The sequence below is a fragment of the Bradyrhizobium sp. AZCC 2230 genome, from assembly GCF_036924495.1.
Lineage (GTDB): Bacteria > Pseudomonadota > Alphaproteobacteria > Rhizobiales > Xanthobacteraceae > Bradyrhizobium > Bradyrhizobium rifense.
Genome location: NZ_JAZHRS010000001.1, coordinates 1,941,031 through 1,957,852 on the forward strand (window position 1 = coordinate 1,941,031; position 16,822 = coordinate 1,957,852).

Consider the following 16,822-nt stretch of genomic DNA (forward strand, 5'->3'; position numbering starts at 1 on the left):
GCCCATGGCATCTACCGGTGATGAGAGCGCGTCTTGCACTCCCGCCCTCACCGAGCAAGGGAGCGTGCATCATGTCGCGGCTGCGAGTTCTCGATCAACCTTCGACTTTGGAATTCCGCTTGACGCAAGAGGCCTTCAACTTGCGGAAGCAGGCTGAACACTTGCCTGTTGGCATTCGTCGCGCCGAGCTGCTGCGGAAGGCCGATCAGATGGACAACACGATTGAGATCAATCAGTGGGTGAGTTCGCCCGGGCTGCGCGCTCCGACATGATCTCCAGCAGCGGCTGCCGTTAAGGCGATCCCGTCATTGTTTCTGTTTGCCTGCCCAGGGTGGCGGCGCGCCGGTCCAGGCTGGAAGCGCATCCCATTCGGACCATCGCATCCGCCGCTCTTCGTTTCCAACCCTGACGAAAACGAAGGGAGCGTCGTCCCGGCCGGTTTTTGAACCGACGAAGGTTGCCGGAATCCCATAGGCGTCCCTGATGATTGCTGTGTTTGCCATTCCAACTCCTGATCGGTTTCGGGCGATCGGCTTGCTCTTTCGCGCATCTTGGCCGAGCAGAGCGATCGCTACAGAACGGCTGCGACGGCGATCGGCAGCGCGAAGAAGATCGGCACCAGCACCGGCGGTACGAGCCGCTCGCGAAGTTCGAATTTGCGACTGTCGGACATCAGACCGCCCTTTGAGGTCAAGGCGGGAGCGCAATGCTCTCAGTCACCGATAGCAGCCCGGCAGCGTGCGGTGATGTGAAGAGTATAGCAGGCCCTCTCCCCGATAGCGAGGTCAATCGCGGTCACTTCAGCTCGAGGCGGCGCCGGACGTCTCCACAACTTCATCCGTCCACACCTTGAAGCTGACGAGCGTGTTGGGTCCGAACGTCTGGGTGATCGGAACATCCGCGGCATCGCGGCCTTGTGCGATCAGGATGCGGCCAATTCGCGGCGTGTTGTTGCGCGCATCGAAGGTGTACCAGCGGCCGCCGAGATAGGCCTCGAACCAGCCGGCAAAATCGCCGGGCGCATACGGTGGCGGCATGCCGATGTCGCCGAGATAGCCGGTGCAATAGCGCGCGGGAATATTCATGCAGCGGCAGAACGAGATGGCCAGATGCGCGTAATCGCGGCAAACGCCCTTGCGCTCGTTGAAGGCTTCCCACGCCGTCTTGGTTGCGCGGGCGTGCTCGTAGCCGAACGCGATATGATTGTGAACGAAATCGCAAATCGCCTGGACCCGGGCCCAGCCCGGCTTGGTCTTCTCGAACAGCTTCCATGCGATGTCGGACAGCCGGTCGGTCTCGCAGTACCGGCTCCCGAGGAGGTAGACGATGGTGTCCGCCGGCAGATCCTCGACGGCGTGTTGCGTGGCTGAGGGCACGATCACATCGGGCAAACCGCTATCGCGCACCGACCCATCGGCGGAGAGGCGCACACGACCGGCGGGTGCGACGATCCGGCTGCACCAGTTGCCGAAGCCGTCGCGATAGGGCGTGATCGGCACAGAGGGCTGGCTTGTGAGGTAGTCGGGCACGATGACGTCGGAGGCCCGCGTGAAGTGCATGCCCACCACCGCGATCACAGGCGTCGCTTGCGGAAAGTCGTAGATCATCTCGAAGCCGACACGAATTTTCATGCGAAGGGCCTGACTCCAGCTGGTTGAATTGGAAAACGGCATTCGCTGAGACCACGCATCGAGGCGGCCTCCTTGGCGTGACAGGCGACAGTCGCCCGGCTGATCGGCTGGAGAGAAATGGCTCTCAGGCGACGATACCACGTCCCACTCGGCGATATCGGAACAATCGCCTCGGGAGCCTAAAGTTCAATTGCGCGTCCAACGCATTATGGCGCCTCGAAATTGGGCAGCGGAGCAAGTGTGACCCACGTCAAAGAGCGTCATGAGGCGATCCAATATCTCCAGCGGGATCGCTGCATGAATTTGGTCCATTGCCGTGAAAAGCCATTTGCCGTTGCTGGATCCGCTGCGCTTCGGGGCCGCCGTCGGGGTCGCCATTTTTCATCAGATGTTCTGGTCCTGGGCCTGGGTTTCGATCGGCGTCCCCGGCTTCGAGCGTACCGTCGCCGCCGACGTCATCTACCCCTCCGCCGCCCCGTTCACGTGGTTCGGCTGGGTGGGCGTCGAGATATTCTTCGTGATTTCCGGTTTCGTCATCGCGAACTCCGCAAGCCAGTCTTCGCCGGGCGAGTTTCTTCTTGGTCGCGCGCTCAGGCTTTATCCGGCCGTCTGGGTTTGCGGCACCGCGACCTTCCTCGCTCTGCTTCTCTTCGGGAATGGACCGGCATCCGAATTCATTCTGCCCTACATCCACGCCATGCTGATGGTGCCCAAGGGCGTCACAGGTCAATGGCTCGACGAGGTCTATTGGACGCTGGCAGCCGAGACGGCGTTTTATGGTCTCGTGTTTTGCGCGATGCTCACGAAGAGGATCACGCTGCGGCACCTGGCGTGGGGTCTCACCATCTGCAGCGCAATATTCAATGCGGTCGCGCTGCAGGTCGCATCATGCACGACGCCATCCGACCTGCCCTATCTCGTCATCCTGATGTTTCGGGTGCCGTGCGCTGCATTCCTGTTGAGCCATGGCTGCTTCTTTGCGCTGGGGATCTGGCTGTTCATGTCTGCGAACAGACAATTGACGAGGCTCGAACGGGTCGCCGTTGCCATCACCTGTCTCTCGGGCGCCGCAGAGATCTACGTCTTTGCCTCTTTCTTTCTGACGTCCATACCCGCCATCGCGGATCAATCAGTCGTTGTGCCGATCATGGTTTGGGCGGCGGCGGTGCTCCTCATTGCGCTGGCCGCGAACCGGAGCAGGCGCTCTGCGAGCATCGCTTCTCCCAAGGCGCCAGCCTATTTGAGAACGCTCGGACTGATCACCTATCCGCTCTATCTCACCCATAACGTCATTGGCACGGCGATCATTCGTGCCCTGATCGATGCCGGCCTCGACGCGACCTCGGCCGTATGGATCGCGCTGGGTCTGCTGATGCTGGTCTGCTGGTTCATTTGCGCGAAGATCGAGCCAGCCGTCAGATCCGCGTTGATGCTAACTCTTGCGCATTTCGGAAAGCTTCCAAAGAGGCTGTCGGCATCAAGGCGCCCGGCATTGGCTCGAGGACTAGGGCTGCGCCTTCCGCTGCCCGTCTCGGTCAAGGTGAAGGTCGCGGTGGCGGAGCCCGGATAAGCGTCTGCTGCCCTGGCTACGCCGTCCTCAAAACCGAGCTCCGTCATACCGCGATTGGTCCGCTAAGGGGCCAATAACGGGAATGAGGGCTATGCTGCGTTGATCGCAGGTGCGTGATAAGGTGACGGCGACAGTTGCGGTCAGCCACGAGTCCGGCCACGTTAACGGCGTCGAGCCCGGTGCATGTCCAAAGGTAACGCCCGCGTGAATTCATTTGGCCGAAATCAGGAATTGACATCTCAGCCGACGCCGTCAGGCGAACGCGGCTCCAGCAAATACGGCGTCGCCGGGCTGCTGGCCTCATCCGCCCCGCGAGGTTGGTCGAATCTCACGGCCGAGCTTCGCAGCCACAGCGGTACGGTTGCCTGGAATAAGCCGCAGCCTGATGCCGAGATCTGCGTCGATGTGCGCGGCAATCGGTCCGTTGTCACGCGTCGGCTGGACGGCGCCATCGACTCGACCGTCTCCGAACGTGGAACGATCTGGTTGCGTCCGGCCGGCGTGCAGGAAGGCCTGATCGACATGTCGGAGCCGGTGCCGGCGATTTTGCATCTTTACCTGCCGCCCAGCCTGTTCTTGTCGGACAATCTGGGTGAAGGGTTCGACGCCACCGCGATCGATTCGCTCCGCCGCAAGGGCGGCTTCCGCGATCCACTGCTGGCCGAGATCGCCTATGCCATCATGCTCGAACTGGAACACGAGACTTCCGCGGGCAGGCTGCTCGCCGAAACCCTGGCGTTGAGCCTGGTGGCGAGATTGATCCAGAACCATGCAGCATCGCAGTCCGGCCTGGTCACGCCGGCTTCAGGCGAAGGGCTCGACCGACGCAGACTGGCGCGCGTGCTCGACTATATCGAAGCCAATTTGGAGGGCGATCTGACGGTCGCGCGGCTGGCGTCGGTTGCCTGCCTGAGCGAGTTTTATTTCGCGCGCGCGTTCAAGGCCGCCATCGGCAAATCGCCGCATCGGCATGTCAGTGCAAGGCGCCTCGACCGCGCCAAAGATCTGCTCTGCCATGCGGACCGGGCCTTGATCGATATCGCCCTCGCGCTCAGGTTTTCGTGCCAGGCCAATTTCACCCGCGCTTTCCGGCGAGCCACGGGCCAGACGCCGGCGCAATATCGGCGAAACCTGCTGGCTTGACTTTGTTACCGATGTAACGATTGGCAGCCACCGACGGCAGGAAATGACAATAGCTGAGCAGGCGATGCAAAGCGGCATTGCCTCGATCAGGGTAACTGTTCGCCCATCCATGCATTTTGCGTGAAGGAGAAGCGAACATGATGTCCGAGCGGAAGGTTGCCATCATCACCGGGGCATCGCGCGGCATTGGCGCGGGATTGCTCAAGGCCTATCGCGATATCGGCTATCACGTCGTTGCCAGCTCTCGTTCGATCGGCAGCAGCGACGATCCATCGGTGCTTGCGGTCGCCGGCGATATCGCCAGCGCAGAGACGGCCGATCGCATCGTGGAACTGGCCATCGAGCGCTTCGGACGGATCGATACGCTCGTCAACAATGCTGGCCTGTTCATTGCGAAGCCCTTTACCGAGTATTCCGAGGCCGACTTCGCCACGATGGTCGGGGTCAATCTCGCGGGCTTTTTCAATCTGACGCAGCGGGCGGCGGCGAGGATGCTGCTCGCGGGTTCGGGTCACATCATCAATATCACGGCCACGATCGCCGAGCAGCCGATGGCCTCCCTGGCGGCGGCGCTCGCGGCGCTCACCAAAGGCGGGCTCAACGCGACCACCCGCTCGCTCGCGATCGAGTACGCAAGCCGGAATATCCGCGTGAATGCCGTATCACCCGGTGCGATCGCGACCCCGATGCATGCGCCGCAGGCGCATGGCTTCCTCGCAGGCTTGCAGCCGATGGGCCGCATGGGCGAGATACAGGAGGTTGTCGACGCCGTGATGTATCTTGAGCGGGCGGCGTTCGTCACCGGCGAGATCATGCATGTCGACGGGGGCGCGTCCGCCGGCCGCTGGTAGGAGGGTGCAATGTGGTCTGACCGACGTCTTGTTGAATTGTTCAAGATCGAGCATCCGATTGTGCTGGCGCCGATGGCCGGATTGGGCACGGTAGATCTTGCAGCCGCGGTCTCGAATGCCGGCGGCATGGGCTCGATCGGTTGCGCCGTCTTGACGCCTGAGCTCATTGCAAAGACCGCTGCCGAGCTACGGCGGCTCACGAAGAATCCAATCAACCTCAATTTCTTCTGCCACGATGCGGCAAAGGCGGACGCCGCCCGCGAGCGTGCATGGCATGAGAAGCTTTCGTCGTATTATCGCGAACTGGGCATCGACCCCGCAACGGTTCCACCGCGCCTCGATCTCGCTCCGTTCGGCGATGTCGCGACCGCCGTCGTCGAACAGGTCCGGCCGGAGGTGGTAAGCTTTCATTTCGGTTTGCCCGAGCCCGGATTGGTCGATCGGGTCAAGGCAGCTGGCTGCAAGGTGATCTCATCGGCGACGACAGTCGACGAAGCATGCTGGCTCGAAAAGCATGGTGCCGATGCGATCATCGCTCAGGGGTACGAAGCCGGAGGACATCGAGGCTTATTCCTCGATTCCGACCGCAAGCGCGCGGTCGCCTCACAGGCCGGCACGTTCGCCCTGGTGCCACAAGTCGCCGACGCCGTCAGCGTGCCCGTGATCGCAGCCGGCGGGATCGGGGATGGGCGTGGGATCGCAGCGGCGCTCGCACTCGGGGCCGCCGGCGTGCAGCTTGGAACCGCCTTTCTGCTTTGTGCCGAGGCGGCAACGCCCCCGCTCTATCGCGAGGCCCTGCGAAACGCGCGGTCGAACCGGACTGTCGTGACAAACGTGTTCTCCGGGCGACCGGCGAGGGTTCTGGTCAATCGCCTTGCCACCGAGATTGGTCCCTGGTCGGACGCGGCGCCGGACTTTCCGCTGCCCATGGGCGAACTGCCGTCGCTGCGTGCCGCGGCTGAGCAGAAAGGAAGCGCCGATTTCATGCCACTCTGGTCAGGCCAGGCAGCCGCGCTTGCCCGCGAGATGCCCGCCAGGATGCTGATGGACATCCTCGTGCGGGAAGCCACCAAGTTGGGAGGCGGCTGATAGCTGACTCAACGTCCTCGCATGTGCGATGAAAAGTCTTCACATCCCTACCTGTATTCCGTCCCATATTTGAGACCGATCGCGTTGATCTGCTCCCGCGTCAATTCCCTTTGTATCTCGCCTGGTCGGCTGCAGGTTTCGCGAAAGAAGCCGTCGAGGCCCGGGGGCACCATGATCCACAGCAGAACCATTTCCCGATCCGGATTCATGAAACCGTGCCACGTGTTCCTCGGTATGAAAACCGTTCCACCTCGTTCGCAGGAGTAGCGCACATCGTTGAGGGTGACAGTGCCGTCGCCTTCCAACACGTAGAAGGCCTCGTCCCGGTCGAGATGTCGGTGAACCGGAATGCTGGAGCCCTTGGGTAGCTGCTGCGTGCCCAAGCCAAGATGACCGGACCCGGCTGCGGGGTCGACCTTTATGAAAATGTTGCCGCCGTCACGAAAATGGATCAGGCGCTCGCCCCCTCCGGCACCAAGCACATAGCCCTGCGGCGCAGCGGTGCGCGACTTCGGCTCGATCTCGTTGTTGTTTGCCATCGCGTGCTCCATTGACCGAAACTCAAAATTGAGAATGCCACAATAAGAGAATGCTGCTCGACACATTACTCAGGCAGGCCTGCCTTTCGTAGACCATCGGCAAGCCTTGCAAGGTCTTGCGGGCGACGAAGCGGGGTCCGGCTCCTTAAATCTGAAATTCGAAAATTTGGCTCGAACTCGCGAAGGCGCGCGATTGCCGCGTGCGCGTCATCCAGCCGCCCCGCGAGCGCGCTGCTTGCGGCCAATACACGTATCGGAGGGGAGTGGCTCGCCTGCTCCCGCATTGACCGTTTCGCCCATGCTGCCGCATCATCGTATGTCGCCTGAAGTGGTTCGGTCCGGTGGGATCGCGCCGCTGCATGACGGTCCCGAAGCTGAGGATACCACCAGTATATCTGTCCGGGCCTTTATCGGTAGCGGTCCAGGAGCCTTCGGATTTGATATAGGTCGCGATCGAATGACTGCTTCGGGTCACAAGCAACCCATCGCGACCAGGCAGCATGGCCCCGAGCTGAAGATAATAGCGACCACCCGCCCCCGGCTACGCCGTCCGCAGCACCGGCGACGGCGGCTGACCCGGCCGGATCAGCGCGAACGCGACCTGGATGATGCCGCCGGCCAAGCCCAGCGCCACGCCGATGCGCCAGGCCATGTTGTAGGAGCCGAGCGCGTCGTAGATCACCCCTCCTCCGTAGGCGCCGAGGAAGCTGCCGATCTGGTGGCTCATGAAGGCGAGGCCCTGGATCATGGCCTGCCAGCGCAGGCCGAACATCTCGGCGACCGCGCCCGCGACCAGCGGCCCGACGCCCATCCACAGGAAGCCCATGATGGCGCCGAACAGCAGCGTCGAGAACGGTGTCGCGGGCAGCATGAAGTACCAGGCGAGCGCGAGCGAGCGCAGGATGTAGATGCCGCCCAGCAGCGCCAGCTTGTTCCAGCGCTGGCCGGCCCAGCCGAAGAACAGCGAGCCCAGCACGTTGAAGCCGCCGATCATGCCGAGCGTCTGCGCGCTCAGCATCGGATCGAGGCCGCAGATCGCCAGATATGACGGCAGATGCGTGGTGAGGAACACCAGCTGCATGCCGCAGACCAGATAAGCGCAGGTCATCACCACGAAGGAGGCATTGCCGAACGCCAACTTCGCGACGGACGCAGCCGTGGCGTCGCCAATGTCGTCGGCGGCCGGCTTCGGCAGCGGGATGGCGTCGACGCGGCCGGCGTACCACGCAGCCGGGATCATCAGCACCGACATCACAACGAAGCCGGCAAGCCCGATGCGCCAGCCAAAGCCCTCGTTGAGCATCTGCCCAATCGGCGCCGACAGCAGCGCGCCGAGCGAGCCGGCGCCCGAGACGATGCCGAGCACGGTGGAGCGCACCGTCGCAGGCACAGCACGTGCCGCCACCGACATCGCGATCGCAGCCGCGGTGCAGGCAAGCGAGGTGCCGATCAGCACGCCGGCGCCGATCATGATGCTGACGAGGCCGTTCGCGGTCGTCATCAAGATGAGGCCTGCGATGTACATCAAAGCGCCCACGATCATGATGGGACGGAAGCCGTAGCGCACGGTCATCGCGCCGGCGAGCGGCTGGAGGAAGCCCCAGGCGAGGTTCTGCACGGCCAGTGCCAGCGTGAAGTCCGACACCGAGAGGTGGATGTCGTGCGTCAACGGCAGCATGAAGATACCGAGCGACTGCCGCAGCCCCATGCTCAGCGTCAGCATGATCGAGGCGCCGATCAGGATCGGCAATGTCGGACGCAGGACCTGCAACAGGGGCATTGTTGTTCTCCCTCGTGGGCACGGTACGCGTGCCGGCGTCTGCAATTCGCATTGATTTCGGTTACACAGACCTGTGTAATTAGTCTATAGAAGGGTCGCACTGTCAAGCGAAGTGGATGTTCTTAGCCCGCATGGCTCCCCCGCCCGCCCCACAAACGATGAAACAGCGGATCCTCGAGACCGCCGACAAGCTGTTCTATCTGCAAGGCATTCGCGCCATCGGCGTCGACACCATCGCAGCCGAGATCGGGATCTCCAAGCGCACGCTGTACAACCACTTCCCCTCCAAGGACGCGCTGATCGCGGCCTATCTCGAGCGCCGCTTCGTAGCTCAGCGCCCCTCCGACAAGCCGCCCGCCGAACAGATTCTCGGCACCTTCGATTCGCTGGAGCGGCGCTTTTCGGCGAAGGATTTTCGCGGCTGCCCGTTCGTGAATGCCGTCGCCGAGCTCGGCCCCACTGACCGCGCGGTGAAGAAGATCGCTATCGCCTTCAAGGAAAGCCGCCGCGTCTGGTTTCGTGAGCGTTTGACCGAGCTTGGCGTAGCGGAAGCGGATGGGCTCGCAACGCAGCTCGTGCTGCTCGTCGACGGCTCCATCGCGCAGGACCTCGTGCGAGATGACCCCGCGATGGCGCGCGCGGCGAAGGAAGCGGCGAAGGTGCTGCTGCGGAATGCCGGGGTGGATGTCGGTAGTGGTGCGGCGAAGCCGACGGCCACCCGAGGCAAGCGCGCACCTCAGTAATGACTGCTCGCGTCGCTCTTACCGAAACGCTGCTCATATGCCTTGATGTAGGCTTCCGGCGAGGGTCTTAGATGCCGACGCGTCAGTGAGATCAGCTCGTCACGACGGCCGCCGCGTAGCGCCTTGATCATCTTCAGGTGATCGAGGCGCGCGCGATCGAGCGATTCCGGCAATGCGTTGGCATAGAAGCGTATTCCGTGGACCTTCCGCGCCAATTGATCGATGGTCTCGATCAGGCAAGAATTGCCGCACAGGCCGAACAAGGTCTGGTGATAGCTCAGATTGCTGTAAAACACGGTGAGCAGATCACCGGCTGCGACGGCTGCGCTATGCTCGCGGTGAAGGTCTTCGAGCCGGCTGATTTCGACTGATGCAACAGGAAACGGGATGATGCGCACCGCCATCACCTCCAACTCCTCGCGCACTGCGTAGATTTCCCGCACCTCTCGCGGCGTCAATCCGCGCACCATCGCGCCCCGATTGGGGATGCGCTCGATCAGTCCCTTCCGCTCCAGTTCGAACAGCGCAAGCCGCACGTCACCACGATGAGTCTGAAACAGATCGCAAAGATCCAGCTCGATCAGACGCTCGCGCGGATGCCGTCGCCCGAGCACGATATCTTCCTCGATCCGCCGCGCAATCAAATCGGCCGCGGCCGGCGCCTGCGCGGCACATCCGTCGGCGGCTTTGTCCAAGGCCTTCTCGGCGATCTTCACCCCGACCTTCCCTGGCTTGATCGATTTTACGGCCATGCTGTCCTGATCCGTCAACACGCGCCGCTCAGGCGCCGCTTGCTTTGAGCCGATAATAATATTGTAGACGATATTGTAAACAATTCTGAATGGGATTACGCTTCTCGACAATGCGGACGGCTGGGCCTTTAGGCCCGGCGACAGATCCGAACAGGGAGGAAACGGCATGACAAGACAACGCCACAAGTCCGTCCGCGATCGCGAGTGCGTTTCGAACCCCCTCCCCTCCAGCCAGCACAGCCGCCGCAAATTCCTCATCAAGGCAGGCGGCGCATTGGCTGCCGGCGCCTTCGGCGCGGTGCCGCTCCGTGGTTACGCTGCTGACGTCGTCAATATCGGCGCGCTCTATCCCACCACCGGCAGCATGGCGCAGATCGGTACCGGCTGCGTCGCCGCGGCCAAGCTTGCGGTCGAGATGATCAACGAGGCTGGCGGCATCAAGTCGCTCGGCGGCGCCAAGCTTAACCTCATCATCTCCGATGTGCAGAGCGATACGACGGTGACCCGCACCGAGACCGACCGGCTGATCACCGGCAACAAACTGTCGGCGATCCATGGCTGCTTCGCCAGCGCGCTCACCTTGATCGCGAGCGAAGTCTGCGAGCGTGCCAAGGTGCCGATCATCACCGGCTCGAGCTCCGACCAGCTCAACAAGGGCCGCAAATTCACCTTCACGCCGTTCGCGCGCGCCTCGCAATTCGCCCGCGCGCAGCTCCAGATGGCCAAGCTCGTCAGCGACCAGCCGAAGGTGGCCGTGATCTTCGAGAACACCGCTTTCGGCACCTCCACCTCGAACGGCTTGAAGGAGCTGGCACCGGGCGAAGGCGTCGAGATCGTGATGTTCGAACCCTATTCGGCGGGTTTCACCGATGCAGGCCCCCTGATCAACAAGGTGAAGGCGTCAGGGGCGAATGCGCTGTTTTCAGTCTCCTACCTCAACGATCTGATCCTGATCGTGCGCACGGTGAAGCAGGTCGGCCTCAACGTCGCGATCAATGGTGGCTCCGGCGGCTTTGTCATTCCGGATTTCTACAAGAATGTCGGCAAGCTGGCCGAGGGCCTGCAAGGGGTCGCTCATTGGAATCACGACATGAGCCCGGACTGCCAGAAGGTGAACGAGGCCTACAAGAAAATCACCGGCGATTTCCTGTTCGAATATGCCGGCGGGCTGGTAGCACAGACCTTCATGCTGGCGGAGGCGCTCGAGCGCGCGGCCTCCGCAGATCCGCAGAAGGTGCGAGAGGCGCTGTCGACGCTCGAAATATCCTCGGGTTATGCAGCCATGGCGCCCGGCGGAAGGGTCAGGTTCGAGCCAGATGGCAAGAATGCCTATGGCCGCCCCGTCGGGGTGCAGTGGCAGAATGGCGACCTCGCCAGCGTCTTCCCCAAGGAAGATGCCCGCGCACCGCTCATCAAAAGCTGAAGACGAGAAGTCGCAATGCTGGAGACAGTGGCTCAGGCCGTCATCAACGGCCTGCTCATCGGTGGCATCTACGCACTCGTCAGCATCGGCGTGACGCTGATCTTCGGCGTCGTGAAGATCGTCAATTTCGCCCAGGGCGAATTCGTGATGATCGGAATGTACATCAGCTATTTCCTCGCCACCTATTTTGGCGTGGATCCGCTTCTGTCGCTGCTGGTGTCGATGCCGACCTTGTTCGTGATCGGCGTGCTGATCCAGCACTTCCTCATCCGCAGGGTACTGGGACCAAACGACATGCCGCAGATCTTCCTGACCTTTGCGCTGTCGCTGCTGCTGCTCAATCTTGCGCTGTTGCTGTTCACCGCGAACTACCGCACGGTTCACACCTCCTATTCGGACGAAGCCCTTCACTTCGGCGGACTCTACATTCCGGAAGCGAAGCTGATCGCCTTCGTGGTCGCGATGGCCTTGAGCGGCGCGCTATGGGCCTTCCTGCACACGACCGATCTCGGCAAGGCGATGCGCGCGGCGGCGCAGAACCGCGATGTCGCGACGCTGATGGGCATCAACCCCAACCGCGTGTTCTGCGTCGCCTTCGGTGCAGCCCTGGCGCTTGCCGGTGCTGCGGGCTCGCTGCTGATGCCGTTTTATTCGGCCTATCCGTTCGTAGGCCAGGTGTTCGTGCTGATGGCCTTTGTTGCAGTCGTGCTGGGCACGCTCGGCAATGTGCTCGGCGCCCTGGTCGCAAGCCTGATGATGGGAGTTGCAGAATCGCTCGGCATCCAGTTCGTCGGCGCCGATTCCGGATTGATCGTGGTGTTTGCCATGCTGCTGCTGACGCTGGCGTTCAGGCCGCAAGGCCTTGGCGGTGGGAGAATGCGCTAGTGGGCAAGGACATCAACAACACCGGCAGTTGGCAGGTGGTCGCGCTGGCCGCGCTGGGCATGATCATGCTGTTGCTGCCGCAACTCGTGACGAACGGGTTCGCAGTCGACATCTTCATCCGCATCCTGCTGTTCTCGTTCATCGGCGTCGCCTGGAACCTGATGGGTGGCTATGCCAAGCAGTTGTCGCTCGGCCACGTCGCCTATTTCGGGCTCGGTGCCTATACCTCGACCATCATGCAGATCGATTTCAACATCTCGCCGTGGATCGGCATGATTGCCGGCGGCTTCGTCGCGATGCTAGCGAGCCTTCCGGTCGGCTGGCTCTGCTTTCGCCTGCGCGGCCCCTATTTCACCATCGCCACCATCGCGACCGCTCAGGCGTTGATGCTGATCTTCCTGAAGTTCCGCGATTTCGCCTGGGGCGCCGAAGGCACCACCATTCCAAATCTCGGCAGCTCGCCCTTGATGATGCAGTTCGAGACCAAGGCGTCCTACTATTATGTGGTGCTCGGCCTGCTGGTGCTGGGGCTGGTGATCACCTGGCGCATCGAGCGTTCATGGATGGGCTACTACCTCATCGCCATCGGCGAGGACGAGGATGCGGCGGAGGCGATCGGCGTGAACGCGCCGCGCATCAAGCGCCACATCTACATGATCAGCGCGTTCCTCACCGCGCTCGCCGGCACGTTCTACGTCCAGTACATCTATTTCATCGATCCCGCGACCGCGTTCAGTTTCAACATCTCGATCGAGGCCGCGCTGGTCTCGATCGTCGGGGGCATCGGCACGCTGTGGGGCCCGGTGGTCGGCACGGTGTTGCTGGAGACCACCTCGGCTCTGCTGCAAAGCTGGCTCGGCTCCTCGACCGGCGGCATCCAGCTCACCGTCTACAGCCTGATCCTGATGGCGATCATCCTGTGGCGGCCGACCGGCTTGATGGGCCTGTTCAACGACCTCTGGCAACGGCATCTCGACCGGCGTCCGGCGCGAATGAGGACATTGCCATGACCGATGCGCTGGTGGTGAAGGGCCTGAACAAGCGTTTCGGCGGCCTGCGCGCAGTGCAGGACGTCAGCTTCACCGTCAAGCAGAACGAAACGGTGGCGCTGATCGGGCCGAACGGCGCCGGCAAGACCACGAGCTTTCATCTCATCACCGGGTTTCATCGCGCCGATTCCGGCTCCGTGCTGGCCTTCGGGCAGGAAGTCGTCGGCCTGAAACCGCACGACGTCTGCGCGCTGGGCCTCGCACGCACCTTCCAGGTCGCAAAGCCCTTCGGCGCGATGACTGTGCTTGCCAATGTCATGACCGGCGCGTTCCTGCGCGATCGCCACGTCATGGCCGCGCGCGAAAAGGCGCGCGAGGCCATCGACTTCGTCGGGCTCGCCGCGCGCGAGCAGACGCCGGCCAGGGACCTCACCACCATCGACCAGCGCCGGCTGGAAATGGCGCGCGCGCTGGCGACACAGCCGCGCATCCTGCTGCTCGACGAGGTGATGGCGGGGCTCAACCCGGCGGAGATCGATCAGGCGGTGGCGCTGGTCGGCAAGCTGTCGCAGCGCGGGCTCACGATCGTGATCGTCGAGCATGTGATGCGCGCGATCATGGCGGTCGCCCGACACATCGTCGTGCTCGACCACGGCCAGAAGATCGCGGAGGGCGCGCCGAAGGAGATTGTCGAAAATCCCGAGGTCGTCCGTGCCTATCTCGGCTCCGGTTATGCAGGTGCAGGCGGAGGGGCCCATGCTTGAGCTCAAGGGCGTCAGCGCGGTCTACGGTGCGGTGCCGGCGATTTCCCAGGTCTCGATCCGCGTCAACGCCGGTGAAGCCGTTGGTCTGTTGGGCGCGAACGGTGCCGGCAAGAGCACGACCCTGCGCGCCATCTCCGGACTGGTTCGCCTCACGTCGGGGATCATCAGTTTCGACGGCATCGACCTGGCCTCGCTGCCACCTCACAAGGTTCCGGAATTGGGCATCGCCCATGTCCCGGAAGGGCGCCAGGTTTTTCCCGAGATGTCCGTGCAGGAAAATCTGGAAATCGGCGCCTTTGTGCCCAAGGCCAAGGTCGAACGCGCCAAGACGATGGCGCTCGTCTATGAGATCTTTCCGCGGTTGGCCGAGCGCAAAAAGCAGCTCGCGGGGACAATGAGCGGCGGTGAGCAGCAGATGCTCGCGGTCGGCCGCGGTCTCATGCTGAAGCCGCGGCTCTTGATGCTGGACGAGCCGTCACTTGGCCTTGCGCCGGTGATGACCGACGTCACGTTCGAGAAGATTGCAGAAATCAGCAAGATGGGCACCGCCATCCTGCTGGTCGAGCAGAATGTCAGCCGCGCGTTGTCACTGGTCGACCGCGCTTACGTGCTGGAGAGCGGGCGCGTGACCATGCAGGGAAACAGCGAGGAGCTCGCAAACAGCAAACAGGTCCAGTCGGCCTATCTCGGAATCTAGGGGCCGGAGGGAACTCCGCCACGCCCTGCCCGATCATATCAAAATGCGCCTGTTTTGCCCGACGAGTCAAACGGCCTCATTGGCTCATAAGCCATTGATCCGACAGGCGTCGGCTACTGTGCATAGGGTTGTTTTTCGCACTTTTTTGTCGCGAGCGGCCTCACGCCGCCTGCGACACCACGCGATTACGGCCGTCGTGCTTGGCGCGGTAGAGCGCGGTGTCGGCGCGCTTGAGGACGTCGGCGACCGCCTCGCCCTTCTGCTCCAGCGTGGTGAGCCCGATCGAGATCGTGACCTCGATGCGCTTGGTGCCCTTGTGGACGGCGAACGGCTCGCCCGCGATGGAGCGGCGCAGGCGCTCGGCGACCATGCCGGCGACGTGGAGATCGGTCTCCGGCATCACGATCACGAACTCCTCGCCGCCGTAGCGACATGCGAGATCGATGCCGCGGATCGATTTGCGCACGCGCACCGCGAATTCGCGCAGCACGTCGTCGCCGGCGTCGTGGCCGTAATTGTCGTTGATCGACTTGAAATAGTCGATGTCGAGAATCATCAGCGCGAGCGGCTTGCCGCGGGACGAGGCCTGCTCGGCGAGCGTCGCCAGATGGCTCTCCATGTAGCGGCGATTGTGCAGGCCGGTGAGCGCATCGGTGATCGCCATCTCGATCGAGTTCTGCACGTTGTCGCGCAGATGATCGGTGTAGCGGCGGCGGCGGATCTGGGTGCGGGCGCGCGCCAAGAGCTCGGTCTTGTCGATCGGGCGCAGCAGATAGTCGTTGACGCCGATCTCGAGGCCGCGCAGCAGCCGCGTGGCGTTTTCCGCTTCCGCAATCGCCAGGATCGGCACGTGGCGGGTGCGCTCCAGCGAACGGGCCTGGCTGCAGAGCCTGAGGCCATCGAAATTGTTCAGGTCGAGCGAGACGATCAGCAGATCGTAATTGCCTTCAGCGGCGTGGAACAGCGCCTCGGTCGGATTCGGCTCGACGTCGATGGCGTGCTCGGCGGCGAGGATCGTCGCCAGCCGCTCATAGGACGACTGCCGGTCGTCGACCAGCAGGATGCGGCCGCCCTTGCCTGCATCGGCGATGGCGCTGCGCTCGGGCGCCTGCATGCCGATCTCGAGCGAGGTGATGGCGCGCATGCGCAGCTCATCGGTCATCATCTTCAATCGCGTCAGCGAGCGCACCCGCGCGATCAGCACGACGTCCGAGACGGGCTTGGTCAGAAAATCGTCGGCGCCGGCTTCCAGTCCGCGATTGCGGTCGGACGGGCTGTCGAGCGCGGTGACCATCACGACGGGAATGTGGTGCGTGGCCGGATCGGTCTTGAGGCGGCGGCAGACTTCAAAGCCGTCCATGTCGGGCATCATCACGTCGAGCAGGATGATGTCGCATTCGGCGCGGCTGGCCAGCGCCAGCGCCTCGGTGCCGTTCGAGGCGGTCATCACGTCGAAATATTCGGCTGAGAGACGGGCTTCGAGCAGTTTGACGTTGGCAGGAACGTCGTCGACAACCATGATACGCGCGGACACTGTGAACTCACTTCCTATCCGATAAAACGCCGGACCGTCTCAATGAATTTGCCGACCGAGATCGGCTTGGACAAATAGGCTTCGCAGCCGCCCTCGCGGATGCGCTCTTCGTCGCCCTTCATCGCGAAGGCCGTGACCGCGACGACGGGAATGGCGCGCAGCTCCGGATCGTCCTTGATCCAGCGCGTCACCTCCAGGCCCGAGACCTGCGGCAATTGGATATCCATCAGCACGAGGTCGGGCCGCATCTTGCGCACGAGGTCGAGCGCCTCGTAGCCGTTGCTGGTGCCGGAGGTCTGGTAGCCGTGCGCCTCCAACAGGTCGCGGAAGAGCTTCATGTTGAGCTCGTTGTCTTCCACGATCAGGACGGTCTTAGCCATCCCGCCCTCCTGATTGGCACGAAGCCCTATCCATGTGACGCCTCAGGCGCCG

The 16,822-nt window shown here is 62.8% G+C and carries 17 protein-coding genes; 11 read left to right on the plus strand and 6 right to left on the minus strand.

All coding sequences use genetic code 11. From position 1 onward, the window contains the following. Positions 1 to 71 precede the first annotated feature (71 nt). Positions 72 to 272 carry a hypothetical protein gene (locus V1280_RS09395; protein ID WP_334522141.1) on the plus strand — a complete coding sequence of 67 codons (201 nt, stop codon included), beginning with the start codon at positions 72 to 74 and terminating at the stop codon, positions 270 to 272. 528 nt (positions 273 to 800) lie between these two features. On the opposite strand, the gene V1280_RS09400 is transcribed toward V1280_RS09395, so the two are convergent. Beyond that, entirely contained in the window at positions 801 to 1,631 is an 831-nt protein-coding gene (locus V1280_RS09400) for a transglutaminase-like domain-containing protein (protein WP_334522144.1), read from the minus strand. Between the two features lie 316 nt (positions 1,632 to 1,947). Here V1280_RS09400 and V1280_RS09405 point away from each other — a divergent pair, with 316 nt between their 5' ends. From V1280_RS09405 to V1280_RS09420, 4 genes are all read left to right on the plus strand, one after another. Further along, the gene (locus V1280_RS09405) at positions 1,948 to 3,201 is read left to right on the plus strand and encodes an acyltransferase family protein (protein ID WP_334522146.1); all 1,254 of its coding nucleotides are present in this window, start codon (positions 1,948 to 1,950) and stop codon (positions 3,199 to 3,201) included. A gap of 486 nt (positions 3,202 to 3,687) precedes the next feature. Continuing rightward, on the plus strand, positions 3,688 to 4,344 hold the full coding sequence (locus V1280_RS09410; RefSeq protein WP_334522149.1) for an AraC family transcriptional regulator: 657 nt from the start codon (positions 3,688 to 3,690) through the stop codon (positions 4,342 to 4,344). 137 nt (positions 4,345 to 4,481) lie between these two features. Next, a complete protein-coding gene (locus tag V1280_RS09415) occupies positions 4,482 to 5,195 on the plus strand; it encodes an SDR family NAD(P)-dependent oxidoreductase (RefSeq protein ID WP_334522151.1) in 714 nt (237 codons plus the stop codon). A 9-nt stretch (positions 5,196 to 5,204) separates the two neighbouring features. Then, positions 5,205 to 6,284, plus strand: coding sequence for an NAD(P)H-dependent flavin oxidoreductase (locus V1280_RS09420; RefSeq protein WP_334522154.1), 1,080 nt, complete (start codon positions 5,205 to 5,207; stop codon positions 6,282 to 6,284). 47 nt (positions 6,285 to 6,331) lie between these two features. Here the strand turns inward: V1280_RS09420 and V1280_RS09425 are convergent, their stop codons facing one another. After that, the gene (locus tag V1280_RS09425; protein WP_334522157.1) at positions 6,332 to 6,823 is read right to left on the minus strand and encodes a cupin domain-containing protein; all 492 of its coding nucleotides are present in this window, start codon (positions 6,821 to 6,823) and stop codon (positions 6,332 to 6,334) included. A gap of 541 nt (positions 6,824 to 7,364) precedes the next feature. Beyond that, positions 7,365 to 8,603: an MFS transporter gene (locus V1280_RS09430; RefSeq protein WP_334522160.1), complete on the minus strand. Its 1,239-nt coding sequence runs from the start codon at positions 8,601 to 8,603 to the stop codon at positions 7,365 to 7,367. A gap of 131 nt (positions 8,604 to 8,734) precedes the next feature. Here V1280_RS09430 and V1280_RS09435 point away from each other — a divergent pair, with 131 nt between their 5' ends. Next, positions 8,735 to 9,346 (plus strand): TetR/AcrR family transcriptional regulator, encoded by a 612-nt coding sequence (locus tag V1280_RS09435; protein WP_334522163.1) that lies wholly within the window; start codon positions 8,735 to 8,737, stop codon positions 9,344 to 9,346. On the opposite strand, the gene V1280_RS09440 is transcribed toward V1280_RS09435, so the two are convergent. After that, the gene (locus tag V1280_RS09440; RefSeq protein ID WP_334522166.1) at positions 9,340 to 10,347 is read right to left on the minus strand and encodes a GntR family transcriptional regulator; all 1,008 of its coding nucleotides are present in this window, start codon (positions 10,345 to 10,347) and stop codon (positions 9,340 to 9,342) included. The two genes, V1280_RS09435 and V1280_RS09440, sit on opposite strands and share 7 nt — an antisense overlap. A gap of 25 nt (positions 10,348 to 10,372) precedes the next feature. On the opposite strand from V1280_RS09440, the gene V1280_RS09445 reads away from it, so the two are divergent. Genes V1280_RS09445 through V1280_RS09465 form a run of 5 tightly spaced genes read left to right on the plus strand, consistent with a single transcriptional unit; the run spans position 10,373 to position 14,856 of the window. Continuing rightward, entirely contained in the window at positions 10,373 to 11,521 is a 1,149-nt protein-coding gene (locus tag V1280_RS09445; RefSeq protein ID WP_334522169.1) for an ABC transporter substrate-binding protein, read from the plus strand. Positions 11,522 to 11,536: 15 nt separating this feature from the next. Further along, entirely contained in the window at positions 11,537 to 12,406 is an 870-nt protein-coding gene (locus V1280_RS09450; RefSeq protein WP_334522172.1) for a branched-chain amino acid ABC transporter permease, read from the plus strand. Next, complete coding sequence (locus V1280_RS09455; RefSeq protein ID WP_334522174.1) at positions 12,406 to 13,416, plus strand: branched-chain amino acid ABC transporter permease; 1,011 nt, start codon at positions 12,406 to 12,408, stop codon at positions 13,414 to 13,416. The genes V1280_RS09450 and V1280_RS09455 overlap by 1 nt, the downstream gene beginning before the upstream one ends. Further along, the gene (locus V1280_RS09460; RefSeq protein ID WP_334522177.1) at positions 13,413 to 14,159 is read left to right on the plus strand and encodes an ABC transporter ATP-binding protein; all 747 of its coding nucleotides are present in this window, start codon (positions 13,413 to 13,415) and stop codon (positions 14,157 to 14,159) included. Before V1280_RS09455 ends, V1280_RS09460 begins: the two co-directional genes overlap by 4 nt. Next, positions 14,152 to 14,856 (plus strand): ABC transporter ATP-binding protein, encoded by a 705-nt coding sequence (locus V1280_RS09465; protein WP_334522180.1) that lies wholly within the window; start codon positions 14,152 to 14,154, stop codon positions 14,854 to 14,856. The genes V1280_RS09460 and V1280_RS09465 overlap by 8 nt, the downstream gene beginning before the upstream one ends. A gap of 160 nt (positions 14,857 to 15,016) precedes the next feature. Here the strand turns inward: V1280_RS09465 and V1280_RS09470 are convergent, their stop codons facing one another. Together V1280_RS09470 and V1280_RS09475 are read right to left on the minus strand one after the other, a co-directional pair. Further along, positions 15,017 to 16,390 (minus strand): PleD family two-component system response regulator, encoded by a 1,374-nt coding sequence (locus tag V1280_RS09470; RefSeq protein WP_334522183.1) that lies wholly within the window; start codon positions 16,388 to 16,390, stop codon positions 15,017 to 15,019. A 14-nt stretch (positions 16,391 to 16,404) separates the two neighbouring features. Further along, a complete protein-coding gene (locus tag V1280_RS09475) occupies positions 16,405 to 16,770 on the minus strand; it encodes a response regulator (RefSeq protein ID WP_008566616.1) in 366 nt (121 codons plus the stop codon). Positions 16,771 to 16,822: the final 52 nt, after the last annotated feature.